Annotated in this window: 17 protein-coding genes and 1 pseudogene; 16 read left to right on the plus strand and 2 right to left on the minus strand. The window is 45.2% G+C overall.

What is annotated here, in order from left to right; all coding sequences use genetic code 11:
• Position 1 precedes the first annotated feature (1 nt).
• The 15 genes from IMY23_RS19295 to IMY23_RS19360 all read left to right on the plus strand — a co-directional run bounded on the left by IMY23_RS19295 (position 2) and on the right by IMY23_RS19360 (position 14,526).
• Entirely contained in the window at positions 2-1,282 is a 1,281-nt protein-coding gene (locus tag IMY23_RS19295; RefSeq protein ID WP_370589923.1) for an efflux RND transporter periplasmic adaptor subunit, read from the plus strand.
• 11 nt (positions 1,283-1,293) lie between these two features.
• Entirely contained in the window at positions 1,294-2,370 is a 1,077-nt protein-coding gene (locus IMY23_RS19300; RefSeq protein ID WP_192823859.1) for a YncE family protein, read from the plus strand.
• 38 nt (positions 2,371-2,408) lie between these two features.
• Positions 2,409-3,101, plus strand: a complete 693-nt coding sequence (locus IMY23_RS19305; RefSeq protein WP_225986683.1) for a hypothetical protein — start codon at positions 2,409-2,411, stop codon at positions 3,099-3,101.
• A gap of 50 nt (positions 3,102-3,151) precedes the next feature.
• Complete coding sequence (locus IMY23_RS19310; protein ID WP_192823860.1) at positions 3,152-3,727, plus strand: DUF3347 domain-containing protein; 576 nt, start codon at positions 3,152-3,154, stop codon at positions 3,725-3,727.
• Between the two features lie 114 nt (positions 3,728-3,841).
• On the plus strand, positions 3,842-4,165 hold the full coding sequence (locus tag IMY23_RS19315; RefSeq protein WP_225986684.1) for a hypothetical protein: 324 nt from the start codon (positions 3,842-3,844) through the stop codon (positions 4,163-4,165).
• 164 nt (positions 4,166-4,329) lie between these two features.
• Positions 4,330-4,923: an AraC family transcriptional regulator gene (locus IMY23_RS19320; RefSeq protein ID WP_192823861.1), complete on the plus strand. Its 594-nt coding sequence runs from the start codon at positions 4,330-4,332 to the stop codon at positions 4,921-4,923.
• Between the two features lie 270 nt (positions 4,924-5,193).
• On the plus strand, positions 5,194-5,781 hold the full coding sequence (locus IMY23_RS19325; RefSeq protein ID WP_192823862.1) for an AraC family transcriptional regulator: 588 nt from the start codon (positions 5,194-5,196) through the stop codon (positions 5,779-5,781).
• A gap of 441 nt (positions 5,782-6,222) precedes the next feature.
• On the plus strand, positions 6,223-6,894 hold the full coding sequence (locus tag IMY23_RS19330; RefSeq protein WP_192823863.1) for a DUF305 domain-containing protein: 672 nt from the start codon (positions 6,223-6,225) through the stop codon (positions 6,892-6,894).
• Positions 6,895-7,410: 516 nt separating this feature from the next.
• Positions 7,411-8,505: a DUF2231 domain-containing protein gene (locus IMY23_RS19335; protein WP_192823864.1), complete on the plus strand. Its 1,095-nt coding sequence runs from the start codon at positions 7,411-7,413 to the stop codon at positions 8,503-8,505.
• Between the two features lie 232 nt (positions 8,506-8,737).
• Complete coding sequence (locus tag IMY23_RS19340; protein ID WP_192823865.1) at positions 8,738-10,879, plus strand: multicopper oxidase domain-containing protein; 2,142 nt, start codon at positions 8,738-8,740, stop codon at positions 10,877-10,879.
• A 292-nt stretch (positions 10,880-11,171) separates the two neighbouring features.
• Positions 11,172-11,873, plus strand: a complete 702-nt coding sequence (locus tag IMY23_RS19345; protein WP_192823866.1) for a DUF6503 family protein — start codon at positions 11,172-11,174, stop codon at positions 11,871-11,873.
• A gap of 10 nt (positions 11,874-11,883) precedes the next feature.
• Positions 11,884-12,501, plus strand: coding sequence for a DUF2911 domain-containing protein (locus IMY23_RS19350; protein WP_192823867.1), 618 nt, complete (start codon positions 11,884-11,886; stop codon positions 12,499-12,501).
• Between the two features lie 158 nt (positions 12,502-12,659).
• Positions 12,660-12,854 (plus strand): DUF6122 family protein, encoded by a 195-nt coding sequence (locus IMY23_RS20365; protein WP_225986685.1) that lies wholly within the window; start codon positions 12,660-12,662, stop codon positions 12,852-12,854.
• A gap of 385 nt (positions 12,855-13,239) precedes the next feature.
• The gene (locus IMY23_RS19355) at positions 13,240-13,992 is read left to right on the plus strand and encodes a PepSY domain-containing protein (protein ID WP_192823868.1); all 753 of its coding nucleotides are present in this window, start codon (positions 13,240-13,242) and stop codon (positions 13,990-13,992) included.
• Positions 13,993-14,055: 63 nt separating this feature from the next.
• On the plus strand, positions 14,056-14,526 hold the full coding sequence (locus IMY23_RS19360) for a DUF4440 domain-containing protein (RefSeq protein ID WP_192823869.1): 471 nt from the start codon (positions 14,056-14,058) through the stop codon (positions 14,524-14,526).
• A 319-nt stretch (positions 14,527-14,845) separates the two neighbouring features.
• Here the strand turns inward: IMY23_RS19360 and IMY23_RS19365 are convergent, their stop codons facing one another.
• A complete protein-coding gene (locus IMY23_RS19365) occupies positions 14,846-15,403 on the minus strand; it encodes a hypothetical protein (protein WP_255527044.1) in 558 nt (185 codons plus the stop codon).
• Positions 15,404-15,517 (minus strand): annotated as a pseudogene (locus tag IMY23_RS20370) (ion channel); the annotation flags it as partial. It abuts the gene before it with no gap.
• Between the two features lie 601 nt (positions 15,518-16,118).
• Between IMY23_RS20370 and IMY23_RS19370 the strand changes: the two are divergent.
• Complete coding sequence (locus IMY23_RS19370) at positions 16,119-16,631, plus strand: hypothetical protein (protein ID WP_192823870.1); 513 nt, start codon at positions 16,119-16,121, stop codon at positions 16,629-16,631.
• The last annotated feature ends 32 nt before the right edge of the window (positions 16,632-16,663 follow it).

The following is a 16,663-nucleotide window of genomic DNA, read 5'->3' on the forward strand; positions in this document are numbered from 1 at the left end:
GATGGCCTGCACCAAGACGGACGAGCATGCCCACGCAACGGAAGATACCAGCTACACCTGTCCCATGCACCCCCAAATTGTGGAAGGCGAGCCTGGTTCTTGCCCCATCTGTGGCATGGACCTAGTTTTGGTCCAAAAACAGAAAAAGGAGCCAGAAACGGCCAGTGCCTTTACCTGTCCCATGCACCCGCAGATAGTGCAGGACAAAGCAGGCTCATGCCCCATTTGCGGGATGGACCTGGTACCCGTGAAAAAGCAAAGCACCAAAGGTGAGGAAGTCAGTATCATGCTGAGTGAAAGCCAGATCCAATTGGGCAACATCACCACGCAAACCTTGCGGCAGGGACAGGTAGGAAGCAATACGGTGCTTACGGGCAGGCTGGTGGTAGACCAGACGCAGGCCGACCTTATCAGCAGTCGGGCCGCTGGCCGCATAGAGAGACTTTATGTGAAAGAAACTGGTCAGCCCATCCGCAAGGGACAGCCCCTCTATGACTTATACAGCGAGACCCTGCTCACATTGGAACAGGAATACCTGCTGGCCTTGGACCAGGTGAAGGCGTTCCCTAGCGAGAGGCAGTTTGCCTCCATCCTGGATGCCGCCAAAAGAAAGCTTCTCTTAACCGGTCTCACTAATGCCCAGATCAGCCGCATTGCACAAACCCGTAAACTAGACGCCCGCATCACCTTCGTAGCACCCAGTTCAGGTACTGTCACGGAGATAGCCGCCGCAGAAGGCGTGTATGTGGCCGAAGGAAGTCCGCTTTACCGCATAAGCCGGTTCAACACCATTTGGGCGGAGGCCGAATTGTACGCCGGTGAAGCCGGAGCGCTAAAGATAGGGACTCCGGTAGACGTCATCGTAGCCGGAAGCAACATGCCCATCAAGACAAAGATCTCTTTTATCAACCCAGAGTTTAGGCAGAACAGCCAAGTGGTGATTGCCCGGGCTTCGGTTCCTAACCCAGGAGGAGGCCTGATCCCAGGCACCCAGGCCACCATGACGGTAGGTACCCAGGTGAGAGAAGCGTTAACACTGCCGCTGGATGCCGTGATCCGGGATTCCAAAGGTGCGCACGTCTGGGTGAAGATCGGGGAGAACACCTTTAGCCCCAGAAGGGTTGAGCTTGGGGAGGAAAGCGCGAACCGGGTGGCCATTGCCAGCGGCCTGCAATCCAGAGACACCGTGGTAGTGACGGGCGCCTATCTGCTGTACAGCGAATATGTACTCAAGCAAGGGGCAGACCCGATGGCGGGACTTAACCATCAGTCAAATCAATAAATCTACTCTTAATGATACACAGAACTTTTAAACTGACACTTACAGTAGCTCTTTTACTAACATTCACCGCCTGCAACCTCCATACAGAGGCAGACATGGATGGTATGGAAGAGGACATGGACGGCATGGACTTGAACATTGACTACCCTGCCGCCTTTGTGGTAAACGGGGAGTCCAATGACGTGGACGTTATTAATCTGAATGACCTCACCCACAAAGATCATATAAGTCTGAATGGGGCAAAGTTCCCACACCATATCAATCTGAGTCCAGACAAGACAAAGCTAGCGGTGGCCATCACCAGCACTGACCTGAGCGGTGGGCATGACGCTGGCGGGATGGATGGTATGGAAGGCTTCAGGGTTATCGTTCTGAATAGCTACTCCGGCAAGATCGAAAAGGAGATCATGCTTTCCAAAATGCCACATAACGGTGCTTTCAATGCAGACGGTTCTGAGCTGTGGATTGCGCAGGAGGATGAGGTGAAAAGCCAGGTATTGGTTTATAATACTGGTAATTGGACTTTAAAGAATATCATCAGCGTCGGGAAAGGGCTGTCAGAAGTTACTTTCTCAACTGACGGCTCAAAAGTGTTCGCATCCAATACGACTGACGCCACCGTGTCTATCATCAACCCAGGCACTAAAATGGTGATGGGTACGGTGCCGGTGGGTAAGGATCCGGTTGGGGCTTGGCCAGCGGCCAACGGGCATGTATACGTGGACAATGAGACAGACCAGACCGTCACCGAGATAAATGTGGCCACCGGGGCAGTTACCGAGACGATTAACCTAGGGTTTAAGCCTGGCTATGTGGCCTATCACCCTTCCAGCCAAGAGCTATGGGTGAGTGACGCCACCAATGGCAGGGTCTTGTTTTACAAGGAGGAAAACAGCCTATGGACTCTCAAAGGGAATATAATGACCGGGGCTGATGCACACGCCATTGCTTTTTCTCCAGAAGGCTCCACCGCCTATGTCACCAATCAGGGGGCGGGCACCGTCTCTGTTATCAATGTTTCTGACCATAGTGTACGCTCCTCCGTTTCGGTAGGGAAAAAACCAAACGGAATAGTACTCCGGCCATAGGCTCAACTTAACAAATACTAAACCTTATATTCCTTACAATGAAAAAGAACATCACCTTCCTGAAACTTCTGGGCCTTCTATTCCTTTCTGCGCTTATGATTCCCGAAGGGGCCTCTGCGCACGGAGGGGAAAAGCACCCTAAAAAAACCAAATTGACGCAAGTAGACTCCCTAAAGAAAACGGCTGCCGCTGCCCAAGACACTATTGTATTTAGTGAGGTGGCTCCGGCGGATCATGCGGAGCACAAGGCAAACCCTGCAAAAGTCCATGCCTCTATCGCTGACTTCCCGCACATTCACCCGCTCATTGTCCATTTCCCGATCATGCTTTTAATGATCGCGGCGGCCATGCAGTTCGTGAACATACTTTTCCAGAACAAAGTGCTGAACTGGTCAGTGACCATCATGGTGCTGCTGGGTTTTGTGACGGCGTATGCCTCCACTCACTGGTCACACCCCCACACAGACGGACTTACAGAACACGCCGAGCTGGTCTTGGCGCAACATGACAAGTACGCCGACTACACCATATACCTGTCCGGGCTAGGACTGGTGGCACAGCTCTTGAGTCTGTTTTTATTCAAGGGCAAGCGCTGGAGCATTGCCGTGGCGGCTGTCATCCTGATTGGAGCGGGGTATGCCGTGGCAATGGCGGGCCATTATGGAGCACAGTTGGTGCATATAGAAGGTGTGGGCCCTCAGGGCAAATATCTGGAACAGGACCATCACTAAGCTATAGTATTTGAATTGTTTATGTCATTTCTCTTGAATTTTTGAACACCATGAAAAAAAAGATTCTTTTTCTTACAGTACTGGCAACTTCTTTACTTCAGGCAAAGGCGCAATCACACCACAAAGAGGTGGCTGGGAACAATAAAATTGAAAGCCGAGCAAAAAAGGGCAAGGAGGCTATCAAGCCTTTTCAGCGCCAGTTGACCACTCTCTTCAGTACTAGCATGACCCTTACCGATGCCCTTGTTTCTTCTGATGTGCCAAAAGCCCAAGCAGCCACAGCATTGTTGACAGAGAGGCTGGCTATCGCTGATTCAGAATTGGCTAAAGGGCAGATAAAAAGTGGCGATTGGGCAGAACACCGGAAGACGATGCAAACGGCTCTGGAACAGATCAGTTGCAGCAAAGACTTAGGTACCCAGCGCAAACATTTTGCCCAATTCAGCGAGGCTTTATCACAAAGTATCAAAATATTTGGATTAGGTGGGGCTACGGCCTATTTGCAAAGCTGCCCGATGGCCTTGGGGAAAGGAGCCATCTGGCTTAGCACCTCAAAAGAAATCAGCAACCCCTACTTCGGAGACAGGATGCTTACCTGTGGTGCCAACAAAGAAATCCTTCACTAAATATTGTCAAATATGATGATGAAAAAATTCCTCTCAATATTGCCTGTGTTTCTAGGGCTAGGGTGTTTGTTCTTGGTTATGTCCTGTAACCGGCAATCTGGGCAGTCAGAGGACATGATAGGTGCTAAACCCTCTCAAACTGTTGCAGACCGGAAAATTCCCCTACCCAACGAACAGGTCTGCATGGTAAATAATGCCTTTATGGGGAAAAAGCAGATACCAGTAGTGTTTGATGGCAAAACATACTACGGCTGCTGCCAGATGTGTGTAGAGAAGATTCAAACTAAGCGGGATGCCCGGTTTGCGAAAGATCCCCTTAGCGGGAAAGAAGTAGATAAGGCAGACGCCTTTATTGTGCCGGCAGCTCCTGGCCAGGAACAGGTCCTGTATTTCGAATCAGAGGAGAGCTATCGTCAATATCTTCTTAATCAAGGCTAAAGGGGAAAAGCACTTGGTCAACGGAAGGGCTTAGGGGATGACCAGTAAGAGTCGCCCTCAAAGCTCTTCCCAGCCAGTTAAGACTAAATTTCAATTCTGCCCTTTCCTTGGCAGATGATTACCCCTTACTAAGACGTGGGCTTAACGAACCCTACCCCTATATTATGGAGCAGCAAACTAGTCTATTAGTAGAAAACATTCTGTATATAAAGAATGTCGTCTGCCCTCGTTGCATACGAATAATCTGGGAGCAGTTGACGCTTCTTGGGATTCCAGTGGTGCAGGTTTCACTGGGACAGGCAGAACTTAGCCGCCCGCTGCTAGCGGTAGAGAAAGAAACGCTTAAATCGGCTTTGGAAGAGTATGGCTTCAGCCTGCTGGAGGACAGGAAGTCCCGACTGGTGGAGCAGGTAAAAAACCTCTTAATTGACGTAATCTATTACCGCCACGGCAAGGTTACCTGCAACTATTCCACCTATTTGTCCAATTCGTTAGGTAAGAACTATGGAACGATAAGTCATGCCTTCTCATCCGAGGAAAGCACAACCATCGAGAAGTACGCTATTCTCCTGAGAGTGGAGTATATTAAAGCTCAGCTAGAATACGACGAACTGTCGTTGAGCGAAATCGCAACTCGCCTACAATACAGTAGCCTAAGCCATTTGTCCAAACAGTTTAAAGGGGTTACAGGGATCACGCCCTCTGAATATAAGAAAGTGCTTCCGAAATCCCGAAGGCCACTAAATATGTTGATATAAAATTGTTTCCATCATTGATAATAAGAATAGAATCGAATACGGCATCATATCGAAAGCAATATTTCTTGGCCATCAACTAGGATAGCCTTAAGGTTGAATATATTTTCCACATGAAATTCCAAGAGCATACACCAATTTATTCTGTTGTAGACGGGTTTCCTATTCAAAGGCGGCAAGTTAGTTTCATACCCCGCTGGACCATGATGTTACATAAGCAAGGAATTTACACACTGCCAATCGCAATCAACTGTTAAACCACACTTGTAACTTATGAAAATCAATTTCATTGCATCTGACCAAAGAAAAGAGACTCTAACCGAGGAAGTTTTTTACATAAAAAATATGGTTTGTTCCATCTGTATCAGGGTAATACAGGAAAAATTAATCTTCCTTGCTTTACCAGTACAAGAAGTCGAACTGGGGTGGGTGAGGTTTAAAAAGATATTGGAACCAGAGGAGTTGAATAGAGTGGGCCAAGCTCTTGGGGAGGAGGGCTTTGAGATAATCTTATCCAATAAATCTAAGATTGTTGAACAGATAAAGGAGCTTATAGGACAGACCCTTTATCCGAATGAAAGCCCTAAAGGCCTGAAGTATTCGGAGTACCTCTCCAAAAGCATTGGAAGGGACTATAGCTTTCTAAGTCATACGTTTTCTGCTCTAGAGAATCTTACCATTGAAAAATATGTTATCTGCCAAAAGGCAGATCGCGCAAAAGAGCTACTCTGTAATGAAAGCCTTGCCTTGAATCAAATTGCCAGCCTGTTGGCTTATAGCAGTGTCGGGCACTTTTCCCTCCAGTTTAAAAAGGTAACTGGAAGTTCTCCTTCCATTTACCGAAAGCTGAAGAAAGAATAGAACTGGGCATAGCTTAGTATTATACAACTAAACTTTACAAAAAAAAACCATGATTATGTATAACAAACATTACATATGTAAGTATATTTATTGTCCCTGACAGGGTCAAATATTCTCTAATATGGTGGCTTGAATTTCTTCATAGAAGAATAATTCCTAAGGGATAAAATCAGAATATTTTCTTAGATAGAATCTTACTACACAGTTTTTTAACAATATATTAAAATGATTTTTTTGTGCTTTGGTAGTTCTGTAAATTATTTTATAACAACTTCAATTGACAGGATGTAGCAATGTTTATAACTATCGTATTATATTATTTTCAGAATTATTTTACAGTCAATTTTTCATAGCAATAATTTCTCTTTTTTGATTGCTTTTATTTTAAAAACACCATTTTTTTACACAACGACTTTAAATTTACTTTATTATTGGTTAACTATGAAAATGTTTGAAATGCTTCAAAAATTTATTTCCCCTAAAGTGTCAGGGCTAATAAAAGTATTATCAATAGGGGTATTACTTTCTTTAAGTGCTTGCGATGAAGAAGATGAAGGTCTGAAAATCCAACCACATGATGAGAATAAGATGATGAGCATCATGCATGCCATGATGGATAAAATGCATACAATGCAGATGAATGAGGATCCCGACATCGTTTTCGCTAGAATGATGATCATGCACCACCAAGGAGCCATCAATATGTCCGATGAAGTTCTAACATCTGGGGATAATGCAGCCATAAAAGCGATAGCCACAAAAATTAAAACCGATCAGCAAAAAGAGATACAGGATTTACAGTCCTTTATCAACTCATATCAACCTGATCAATCACCTGATAGCAAATTCAACATGGAGTTGATGGACTCGATGGAGAAATCTGACCGGCAGAGCGATCTCCAAGTCATAACAGGTGATACCGATCATGATTTTGCACAATTAATGATTGTGCATCACCAATCTGCAATTGAGAACGCTAGAGCCGTGCAAGAACATGGTACTAGCACTTTTATCAAGAACATGGCCCATATGATGGTTGATGCACAGATGATGGAGATTAAAGAATTACAGACTTGGCTTTTAGCTAATTCTAACATGAGTGGAGGTCACTAATCCACTCATGTCAATATTTGTATTATTCCTTCTATTTATATAGTAAGTTAATGTTAAGGAATTTAATAACAATATTTCCCTTAAGCTTTTTCAGAGAAGGCAATAGTGAGCGAACTTAGTTAGGTGTAGATTTTCAAATTTAAATTTAGGTCTAGCACTTGACCTTTGGGGAGCCTTCGGAAGGGAATAAACCGGCCGAAGGCTCTTTTTTATTATCAATAGTTTAATCAGTGTGGCCGATGAACTTTTCCTAATATCAAACGTCCAATCCGATTTCCCAATATAAAACATTGATACCCCCTTAACGCCATTTGACTGCATCACCTTGACATTAACCCGTCAATCGTAATACTATTGGAGGAGTTGCCGATTCAAGAGCAGTATATACCAATTAATTGCCCTCTAAAGATTAATTGAAAGAACGTGTTACAGCCATCTCTTACATGTTGATTGAGAATATTCTTATATCACATCCTCCTACTTAAGCTGAATGTTTACCACATTAACCAGAGAAATATGTTTGATGAGTTCCCAAATCTACATCCGCTAGTCGTCCATTTCCCAATTGTGTTGATTCTCTTAGGGGCTGGTTTGCAAGCGTTACTCATCTTCAAAGACTGGCAGCAGTTGCGTTGGGTCACTCTGGTTATCTTGGCCGGAGGGTTTTTAGGCGCTTTGGCCGCCAGTACTATCTTCCATGCGATGCCAGAAGGCCTGTCTGTCCAAGCACAAGAGGTCTTCAGTGAACACGAGAAATACTCTAGTTACACCTTGTGGCTGTCAGGGATTACCTTTCTACTAAGGGGATTAGGGGAATACTTAAGAGTGTACCGCCGCCCCTATGAAATTCTGGTGCTGGGCTTCGCCTTACTTTCCTCCCTCTTCTTATCATTGGCAGGTCACCGGGGGGCTCAACTGGTCTATGTGGAAGGAGTGGGGCCTAAAGGTAATTTATTGATGAAAGGTGACCACCATGGAGGTGGCATGCCGGGCATGGGGGAAGGTTCCGGTCATGAAATCCAGGATGAGCATACCATGAATTCCCTATCTAACCCAACAACCCCAGAAAATGCGGCAGGCACAGCTATGCCCGCTGGTCACTCCATGGAAGACATGACTACTGCTGAACCGCACAAGAATACAGGCACGGCAATCATGCCTGGTCATGAAATGTCATCTATTCCCAATTCAGCCACTCCTCCTGCCATGCCAGGCACGGATCACGCAAACATGGCAGGCATGCAGCGCCAGCCAGCCAACTCAGTAGGCAAGACGGGAACTTCTAAAATGCCGGAGATGGACCACTCCAAGATGACCCAGCCCATAGCCCCTAAAAAGAACGAGATGGATCATGGCAATATGCCTATGCCGAACCAAAGTCAGGGGACAGGTAAAACGCCTGCAATGGAGCACGGTAAAATGCCGGCTTCTGGAAAGGGACTATCTGGCGCTATGACGGGCATGGACCATGGAAATGAAACTATGAACAATATGGATAGCATGAACAGAGGAGTCAAAACCGATCTAAACGGCCGCCCCCTGATTGATGCTAGGCAGCCCTACGATAATAACCCGGCCCGGGAACAAAACAGAGTCAAAGAAAAACAATAGTAGGTTATCGACCGCGACTAATAAAGTTAAAAAGAAAGTATAAATGACGAAAAATTTCAAAATACTATTCATAGTAGTGGCTTGTGGGTGGCACCCTTTTCTTTACGGGCAGCACCAGCATGGGCAAACCGCTCCCCAGCAACTTGCAGATCCGGTACAAGTCCAACCAGTGGCGTCTGCAAAAAATTATAAAGGCAAGCGGGTGGAGTACGATTTATATATTGCTGACACCATGGCAAACTTTACCGGCAAAGCCCGGATGGCCATTGCGGTTAACGGTTCTATCCCGGCACCTACCCTTACCTTTAACCAAGGGGATACGGCCATTATCCGAGTGCATAATAAAATGAAAATGGAAACCTCGGTTCACTGGCATGGTCTGCTGTTGCCGAACGAGGAAGACGGCGTTCCGTACTTAAATACTGCCCCTATCTTACCTGGCCAAACCCACACGTTTACTTTTCCACTTATTCAGAGCGGCACGTACTGGTACCACTCGCATACCGGCGTGCAGGAACAAGCCGGTTTATACGGCTCCATTGTTATCAAGCGCCCGGAAGAGCCGCCGATGAAAGAATATGTCCTTCTATTATCTGATTGGACTGATGAAAATCCGCACCAGGTGTTGCGGTACTTAAAGCGAGGGGCAGAATGGTACTCTATCCGGAAGGGGGCATTGCAAAGCTACGGCGAAGCAATTGCCGCGGGCTACTTCAAAGACAAGGTAAACCAAGAATGGAAACGCATGACTCCCATGGATGTGGCCGATGTTTACTATGATAAATTCTTGGTTAACGGGAAAGAGAAAGACATTTACAAAGATGTGCAGCCAGGGGAGAAAGTGAAACTACGGATCATCAATGGCGCTTCTTCTTCTTATTTTACCACTCAGTTTGCCGGTGGCCCAATGCAGGTAGTGGCAGCCGACGGTATAAACGTGATGCCGGTAGTAGTGGACAAGCTGGAGCTGGCTACAGCAGAAACGTACGATGTGATTGTTCAGATACCGGCGGGCGGTGCTTATGAGTTCCGAGCTACTTCTTGGGATGTTACCGGCTTTAGCTCCGTTTTTTTGGGTGATGGGCCCGAGGTGAAGGCCCCAACAGTTCCTCGTCTGGATTATTTTGCCATGATGCGGGAGATGAACCAGATGATGGGCAGCATGGACATGAGCGGGGGCGGCATGAATATGGGGAATATGAAGGACATGAAAAACATGCAAATGGGCGGGGATAACCACCAGGACATGGGCCAGCCTAAAAAACAACCAGATGCCGGCACAACAGGCAACCAGCATGACATGGGGAATATGCAGGGCATGCAGAATAATTCTGCCCACGGAGAAATGCCCGGCATGTTCATGCCCCTAGGCGGGGAGGGTATCCTGCTCACCTATGATATGTTACGCAGTATCAACCCAAGTACGCTAGACTCCACCAGGAAAGTCCGGGAGGTAAAACTAACTTTAACGGGCAATATGCTGCGCTACGTCTGGTCCTTTGATAACAAAACCTTATCCGAGGCCGATGACATCTTGATTCGGAGGGGGGAGAATGTACGTTTTGTAATGACCAACACCACTATGATGCGGCACCCGATGCACCTGCATGGGCATTTTTTCCGATTTGTAAATGCACAAGGCCAGTATTCGCCCATGAAGCATACTTTTGACATCAAACCAATGGAGACCGTTACCATCGAATTTTATGCCAATGAAGAGAAAGATTGGTTTTTCCATTGCCATAACCTGTACCACATGATGACCGGTATGGCCCGCGTGGTAAGTTATGAGGGAGACCCTAAAAACGAGTTTGGTAAAACCGGCTATAAGGAGCTTAAAAAAGAAGACAAGCAATTGTATTCCTGGTTTGACCTGGTGCCGCATACCCAGGGCATCTGGGGCAATTATACGCTTTCCGGCAATAAGTACGCACTGGAGATGGAGGCAAGAGCCTCTTACAAGGGTGATTTCGAGGTAGAGAACCATGTCCTGCGGTACATTGGCAATCAACAATACCTTGCTGCTTTCATAGGCTTCGATTACCGGAACAACAAAAACTTGGAGGAGCTTGGGGAAGATGGCGTTAGGGAAACAAACACTAAAGATAACCGCCGCGTCTTCGATGCCGGGTTTTACTACTTGCTTCCTATGTTGGTTCGTTCTGAATGGAGAATTGACCATACGGGAAAACTCCGGCTGCAACTGGAGCGCAGGGATCTGCCTTTGAGTAATAATTTCTTTGCCGACTTACGGGTAAACAGTGACAAAGAATACGAAATAGGTTTCCGGTATATGTTCAGCCGCTTTCTTTCTCTAAGCACTAACTATGACAGTGACTATGGCTGGGGAGCTGGCCTGACTTTGCACTATTAACCTGACTTCAAAATAATTAGCCATGGAATCCTTTTCAAATCCAACTCTAAATTTTACGGACAGAAAACAGCCTAGGCCATTTAGCATAACCAACAGCGGCTGCCGATTTTAAGTAGATTCTGAACATCAAGGGTTATTAGAGGGCGGGGCAAGCACTGAATTCACCCTCAATAGAAAGCAGAGAAAATTGGTAAATGATTTTATGAAAAATTGGTGGTTTAAAGGCAGCACATATTTTTTGGCGGTAATTCACGCAGTGGCGTCTTTTGGGTGCCAGAAGTCAGTTGAGAAGATGCCTGTTTCAATAGAACCTAAAAGCAAAGCCCAGGAAGTGGTAGACTTGTCTATAAAAGCCCACGGCGGCACGTTGGTTGATAAAACTTTGGTTAGTTTCACCTTTAGGGAAAGACAGTACACAGCTTTTAGAAACAATGGTATCTATCGGTATACAAGAGCGTTCAAAGATTCTACTGGCCATGTGAAGGACGTGCTGCAGAACGACGGCTTTTACCGTGAGGTGAACGGAAAGAGGATTGAGCTGCCGGAGGACAAGAAACTGGCCTATTCAAACTCTATCAACTCTGTTATTTATTTTGCCTTTTTGCCTTTTGGCCTGAACGATGCCTCTGTCCAAAAACAGTACTTGGGTCAGGCTATGGTGAAAAACGTTCTGTTCCATAAAATAAAGGTTACGTTCAACCAAGAAGGCGGAGGAACTGATTTTGAAGATGAGTTTGTGTATTGGGTACACCCGCAAACCTATAAATTAGGCTATCTGGCCTATAGCTTTAAAGTGAGTGGAGGGGGCCTGCGGTTTAGGGAAGCTTATAACGAAAGGGAAATAAACGGCGTGCTGTTTCAGGATTATAGTAATTATGAACCGCTGTCTGACACCACCACTCTGGAACACCTGGACCATGCATTTTTTACCGGGGGCCTCAAAAAGCTTTTAGACATCAACTTGGAGAATATTACAGTAAAAATTAACAAGTAATCGAAGAAGAATGAAAACAACGTACTTAAAAATGCTGGCTGGCGCTTTGGCGGTTGTTACAGTTGTAGGCTGTAACAATGCCAGCGAACGCAAAGATGAAACCCAGGCCAACCAGACGATGCAGCCAGCTGAACATGCAGCCCCCCCTGCCTCTACGGAGTCTCAGCCAGACACTATCAGGAAAAGTATTCCGTCTGAAACTGCCGGTAAAATAGGCGAGGCTAATCTGAAAATAAACTACCATTCGCCGGGGGTAAAGGGGCGGGTAATCTGGGGCGGTCTGGTTCCGTATGACCAGGTTTGGGTAACGGGTGCGCACCGGGCCACCACTCTGGAAACAGATAAAAACCTGACTATTGGCGGCAAAAAACTGGGCGCCGGTAAATATGCCTTGTTCACCATTCCTGGCAAAGAAAACTGGACAGTTATCATTAATAAAAATTGGGAACAGCACTTAGCGGATGACTATGCCCAGCAGGAGGATGTAGTGCGGGTGCAGGTGACACCCCAAACCTTGCAAAGCCCTCAGGAGAGATTAAAGTATGATATTAAGGGTGGCCCTGGTAATACCGGTACCATAGATATTTCATGGGCAGATTTGTTGGTTTCTGTGCCAGTGAAAAGTTAAGGCCGCCATTTGAGTTAACCCTTAAAAACCTTAGTAATGGAAAACCTTAGTATCAGCTTTATCATCCATATTTTTCTGCATGTGGCGGTACCGGTGGGGTGGCGTGGGTTTTTTACAAAGAGCAGTTTAAACACGCCTTCCTTATTATGTTGGCCGGTATGCTGATAGACCTTGACCACCTGCTGGCAGACCCTATAGTAGATCCTAACAGATGCAGTGTCGGGTTCCATTTGCTCCAACAGTATTGGTTGGTTCCTGTTTACGTGGTACTGGCAATTGTGCCTAAAACAAGGCTTATTGGCCTAGGCCTTGTAATACATATACTTCTGGATTGGTTAGACTGTTATGTTTAACTATACCAAGTAAGCTATTTAAAGTAAAATAATAATTAGTACCCCAATATTGTTTAGGTATCGCGGGTGAACAGTACTTACATTTGAAAGATTAATTCTGATATTTAAAGGGCATTGATGGGTTTTGAATTAGTGAGAATAGATTGTCATGCCCTAATATCGAAATGTAATCAGACTTATGGGTTTAAGCCTTATTTTGATAAAAATAGGTTAAACCCGTAAGTCTGATCGTGAAATATAGATAGTTTTATTCTTTTGACACACACTAAAGATCTCATGATTAGGTTTCAAGCATTGGTAAAATCTAAAGCAAAATTTATTATGGTAATTGCAGGCAGGAACTAGCAGATGTGCAGTCTCAGAATGAAGATTTAGTCAAAATTCAATGAACCGTAAAACCCACCTTTTTATCCGGAGGTCTCACCGTTATCTAGGGCTGTTCCTTGGTCTCCAATTTATGCTCTGGACAATGGGCGGGCTTTATTTTTCTTGGAATGACATGGATGAAATCCATGGCGACCATAACTGGAAAGCACCCCAGAATTTAAAAGCCGACCTGATAGTTGTCTCACCCACCCAAGTTATAGCTCAATTACCTGCGGCAGATTCTATTAAATCTATTCGCTTAATAGAGGTTTTTGGCAAACCTCACTATCAGGTACAATATTTTATGGCTGCGGCTGAAAAAGTAACGGTGAAAACTCAATTGGCTATTGCTTCCACCGGTAGCCTGCGTGCTGCGCTCTCCCGTCAGGAGGCTGTTCAGTTAGCCATGAATGCCTTTTCGGAGCCAACTCAAGTTTCAAAGGTGGAGTACCTTACGGAAAAATTCGTTAATGGCCACCATGAATACCGTGGGAGCCCGTTGCCTGCCTGGGCGGTTACCATGAAGCATCCTTCCCAGACAACGGTATATGTGGCGGCGGAGCTAGGAGAAGTCATGAAGTTCCGCAATAATAAATGGCGAATTTTCGATTTCCTCTGGATGCTACACACCATGGATTACCAAGGCCGAGACAACATCGGCAACGTCTTACTGCGTATTTTCTCTATTGCCGGAATGGTTACCATCCTTTCTGGCTTTGCCTTGTTCTATGTTTCTTCTGGTTTTAGGAGAAAAAAGAAATCCTTAGCGTAAAAATGTCTACAAACCGTTACCTTGATACTTAAAATAAATTAGTCACCCTTTAAAACTATATAAATGAAAAAGTGTCTTTATAGTGTGTTTTTGTTATTGTCATTTCTAGTCTCAGCAAGTCAGGTGTACAGTCAAGCAGCTGACACCCGTGAAGCCGAAGCGGCTAAAAAAGTCTTGCGTTCCTACAAGGAGGCCATTGAGGCGTTGAATGGCACCAAGGCATCTGCCTTATTTGCCAATAACTCCCAGATATATGAATCGGGCGGGGTGGAAGGTACATTTACACATTATCTTGAACATCATCTGGGTCCTGAATTTAAAGCATTCAAATCCTTTACATATAGTGATTACAAATCGGAGGTAATGGTAGACGGCCTTTACGCATTCGCAACCGAGACCTATACTTATACCATAATATTGGCAAAGGACGGTAGCACTATTAAAAGAAAGGGAGTAGCGACATCCACGCTGAAAAAGATTGATGGAAGCTGGCGTATCCTTTTTCATCATAGTTCTTCCCGGAACTCAAAATAAGTTTCAATAGTCATAAACTGAAAATCGACCAACATACTCTAAAGCGGTTAGAATCTAAGGATTACTCTATATATCCAAGCAGCTACTTCTTCTTTGCTTCTGTTTCCGGACTAGTCTTCAAAAAGCAGTTCGGAAACAGAAGCAAAACTTTAAACTCAAAGCTTAGGAGATCTATACATTAAATATCAGCTTGATCTCCCTTCTTTCATCCGGGTAATGAAAGCCTAAAGTGATCCGGAACGCCTTAGTATCTACCCTAGTCATCCATAGCGGGTTCAATACCAAGGAAAAGATTTGATCCATCTTTTCGGAAGGTAACCTAGGGGTAGATATTACGCCAAGACCACCCATCCATTTCCAACAGTGACGTAAGCTTCTTACGGTGCTCCTTCAGCTTCAAGTTAAAAGCATTTTTTACCTTGTCCTTTTCTTCTAGCGGAATACCCTTTGCACTTAGATTTTCAAGACTTGGCAAAGGCACTAATTCTTCAAGCTCCCTTTTCTCAATGAAATTCCCTTTTAACATCTTTAGAAAAGTGAACAGCGTAGTCTGAAGCATTTCCATCTTTAGTTCGTCTTTCGCCACGCTTTCAGAAACTGCATATCTGAGGAGTTTATGTGTCTCGTCTAGGAGCACAACACCTGGGGCTATTGCCATTTTTGGATCGTTATTATGAAAATAGTGGATGACGGGGTAGGAGTAATGGTTCAGAGTATGCTGTAGCAGCATTTGGCACAGCTCCGGGCTTCTGTCAAGAAATGAAGCGAATCCTTCCCCATCCCAAGCATTGGCCAAGATCTGCTGTGGCGTCTTCCCCATGCTGCTGATATAAAGGCTAAGTTTACTTTCAAGGCCTACTGCAGAGAGTACTGGCACAAAATAGGTGATGGAGGCAGTAATAAAAGTCAAACCGGAGAAAGCCGCCGCCCCTGTCACGATACGCCAGGGATCAGTGGAGGCCACGAAATCCCCCACCCCCAGCGTGGACAGGGTGAAACCCGCTTAATAGAGCTTCTCCAGGACGTTGGCGTTGGCTTTGGTGGTGCTGTTGACGATGGAGCCGGCATCTGAAAGTAGCATCAGAAATAGGACTAGCCAAAGCCCCAGTATCCAGATCATAAGGATGCAAACAAGAATGGACGGCCCGGCATATGGCAACAGCTTGGAACTGCCTTTTTTTCCTGAGAAAATAAAAAAAAAGTCCTAAACTGCCTTGGCCACCATAGCGGTGATCTTGCCGCCTCCATTGGAAGATAAGGTAGTTTTTATGATGTCTAGCGCAGTAGACATGAAAAGGATGGTACCTAGGCTGAAATATAAATATCCCATAGAATACTTCATGATTAGTCCCGTGTTGGGTAAACGTATATGAAGGTAGATGAGTTGAAGCTCTTAATTCCAGGCTCTTGGGATATGTGACAGGCTTGCCTTGGCTAAAATACCTAATTGGATATTAAAGAGCAGTTTAGGACTTGTTCTCCCATTAGGTTATATATAATTATGCAGAAACAATCCATAATTATATATAACCGGTAAAAGAGGAGCAAGTATAGTGTAGCATAAGTATACTGATTTTTCAATCCCTTCCTTGATGCCTTCTATGCAACTCCGACACTATCTTCAAAAGTTCATCCACTATGCACGGGAGGCTAAGCAGGTTACCATTTACAATAAAGCAGGTTTGGTGCATGACCTTGCCAATTTCCTGCAAGAGAATCTGCCCAAGGAAAATTTTGGCGTACAGTTGCACAGGAAGGCGAAGGAAGTGGTGGTGAACACAAATGGTGAAGGATTAGCTAAAGAAGCCATTGATCTATACGTTTTTCATATAGCTGGAAAAGAACAGCACGCACTTCAGGTTATAGTATACGGTGGGCAGTCTAGCGAAAACATGACGTCTGAAATACAACATCAATTGCGTTTGATGAAATCCCTGAAAGAGGAAGGTTTTTTAGAAACCCACCTCTTCTTGGCCTGCCAACAACACACACAAGAAGAAGAAGAAGAACATCCTTCTTTTCCTTTGCAGATGGAGTGGCAAGAACTGCAACCGGTCACCCAAGATAGAAACGGTTCTTGGATATGTGCCATCCAGACGCTGTAGCAAGCACTCCTCCAGTCACTTGTACCTATTGA

It is taken from the genome of Rufibacter sp. LB8, from assembly GCF_014876185.1.
Lineage (GTDB): Bacteria > Bacteroidota > Bacteroidia > Cytophagales > Hymenobacteraceae > Nibribacter.

Bases quoted from the DNA above. Each gene is read 5' to 3' on its own strand.
- IMY23_RS19325 (WP_192823862.1), top strand. From the start codon at position 5,194: ATGAAAATCAATTTCATTGCATCTGACCAAAGAAAAGAGACTCTAACC.
- IMY23_RS19360 (WP_192823869.1), top strand. From the start codon at position 14,056: ATGAAAAAGTGTCTTTATAGTGTGTTTTTGTTATTGTCATTTCTAGTC.
- IMY23_RS20365 (WP_225986685.1), top strand. From the start codon at position 12,660: ATGCTGATAGACCTTGACCACCTGCTGGCAGACCCTATAGTAGATCCT.
- IMY23_RS19370 (WP_192823870.1), top strand. From the start codon at position 16,119: ATGCCTTCTATGCAACTCCGACACTATCTTCAAAAGTTCATCCACTAT.
- IMY23_RS19350 (WP_192823867.1), top strand. From the start codon at position 11,884: ATGAAAACAACGTACTTAAAAATGCTGGCTGGCGCTTTGGCGGTTGTT.
- IMY23_RS19320 (WP_192823861.1), top strand. From the start codon at position 4,330: ATGGAGCAGCAAACTAGTCTATTAGTAGAAAACATTCTGTATATAAAG.
- IMY23_RS19300 (WP_192823859.1), top strand. From the start codon at position 1,294: ATGATACACAGAACTTTTAAACTGACACTTACAGTAGCTCTTTTACTA.
- IMY23_RS19330 (WP_192823863.1), top strand. From the start codon at position 6,223: ATGAAAATGTTTGAAATGCTTCAAAAATTTATTTCCCCTAAAGTGTCA.
- IMY23_RS19345 (WP_192823866.1), top strand. From the start codon at position 11,172: ATGCCTGTTTCAATAGAACCTAAAAGCAAAGCCCAGGAAGTGGTAGAC.
- IMY23_RS19295 (WP_370589923.1), top strand. From the start codon at position 2: ATGGCCTGCACCAAGACGGACGAGCATGCCCACGCAACGGAAGATACC.
- IMY23_RS19335 (WP_192823864.1), top strand. From the start codon at position 7,411: ATGTTTGATGAGTTCCCAAATCTACATCCGCTAGTCGTCCATTTCCCA.
- IMY23_RS19340 (WP_192823865.1), top strand. From the start codon at position 8,738: ATGGCAAACTTTACCGGCAAAGCCCGGATGGCCATTGCGGTTAACGGT.
- IMY23_RS19310 (WP_192823860.1), top strand. From the start codon at position 3,152: ATGAAAAAAAAGATTCTTTTTCTTACAGTACTGGCAACTTCTTTACTT.
- IMY23_RS19315 (WP_225986684.1), top strand. From the start codon at position 3,842: ATGATAGGTGCTAAACCCTCTCAAACTGTTGCAGACCGGAAAATTCCC.
- IMY23_RS19305 (WP_225986683.1), top strand. From the start codon at position 2,409: ATGAAAAAGAACATCACCTTCCTGAAACTTCTGGGCCTTCTATTCCTT.
- IMY23_RS19355 (WP_192823868.1), top strand. From the start codon at position 13,240: ATGAACCGTAAAACCCACCTTTTTATCCGGAGGTCTCACCGTTATCTA.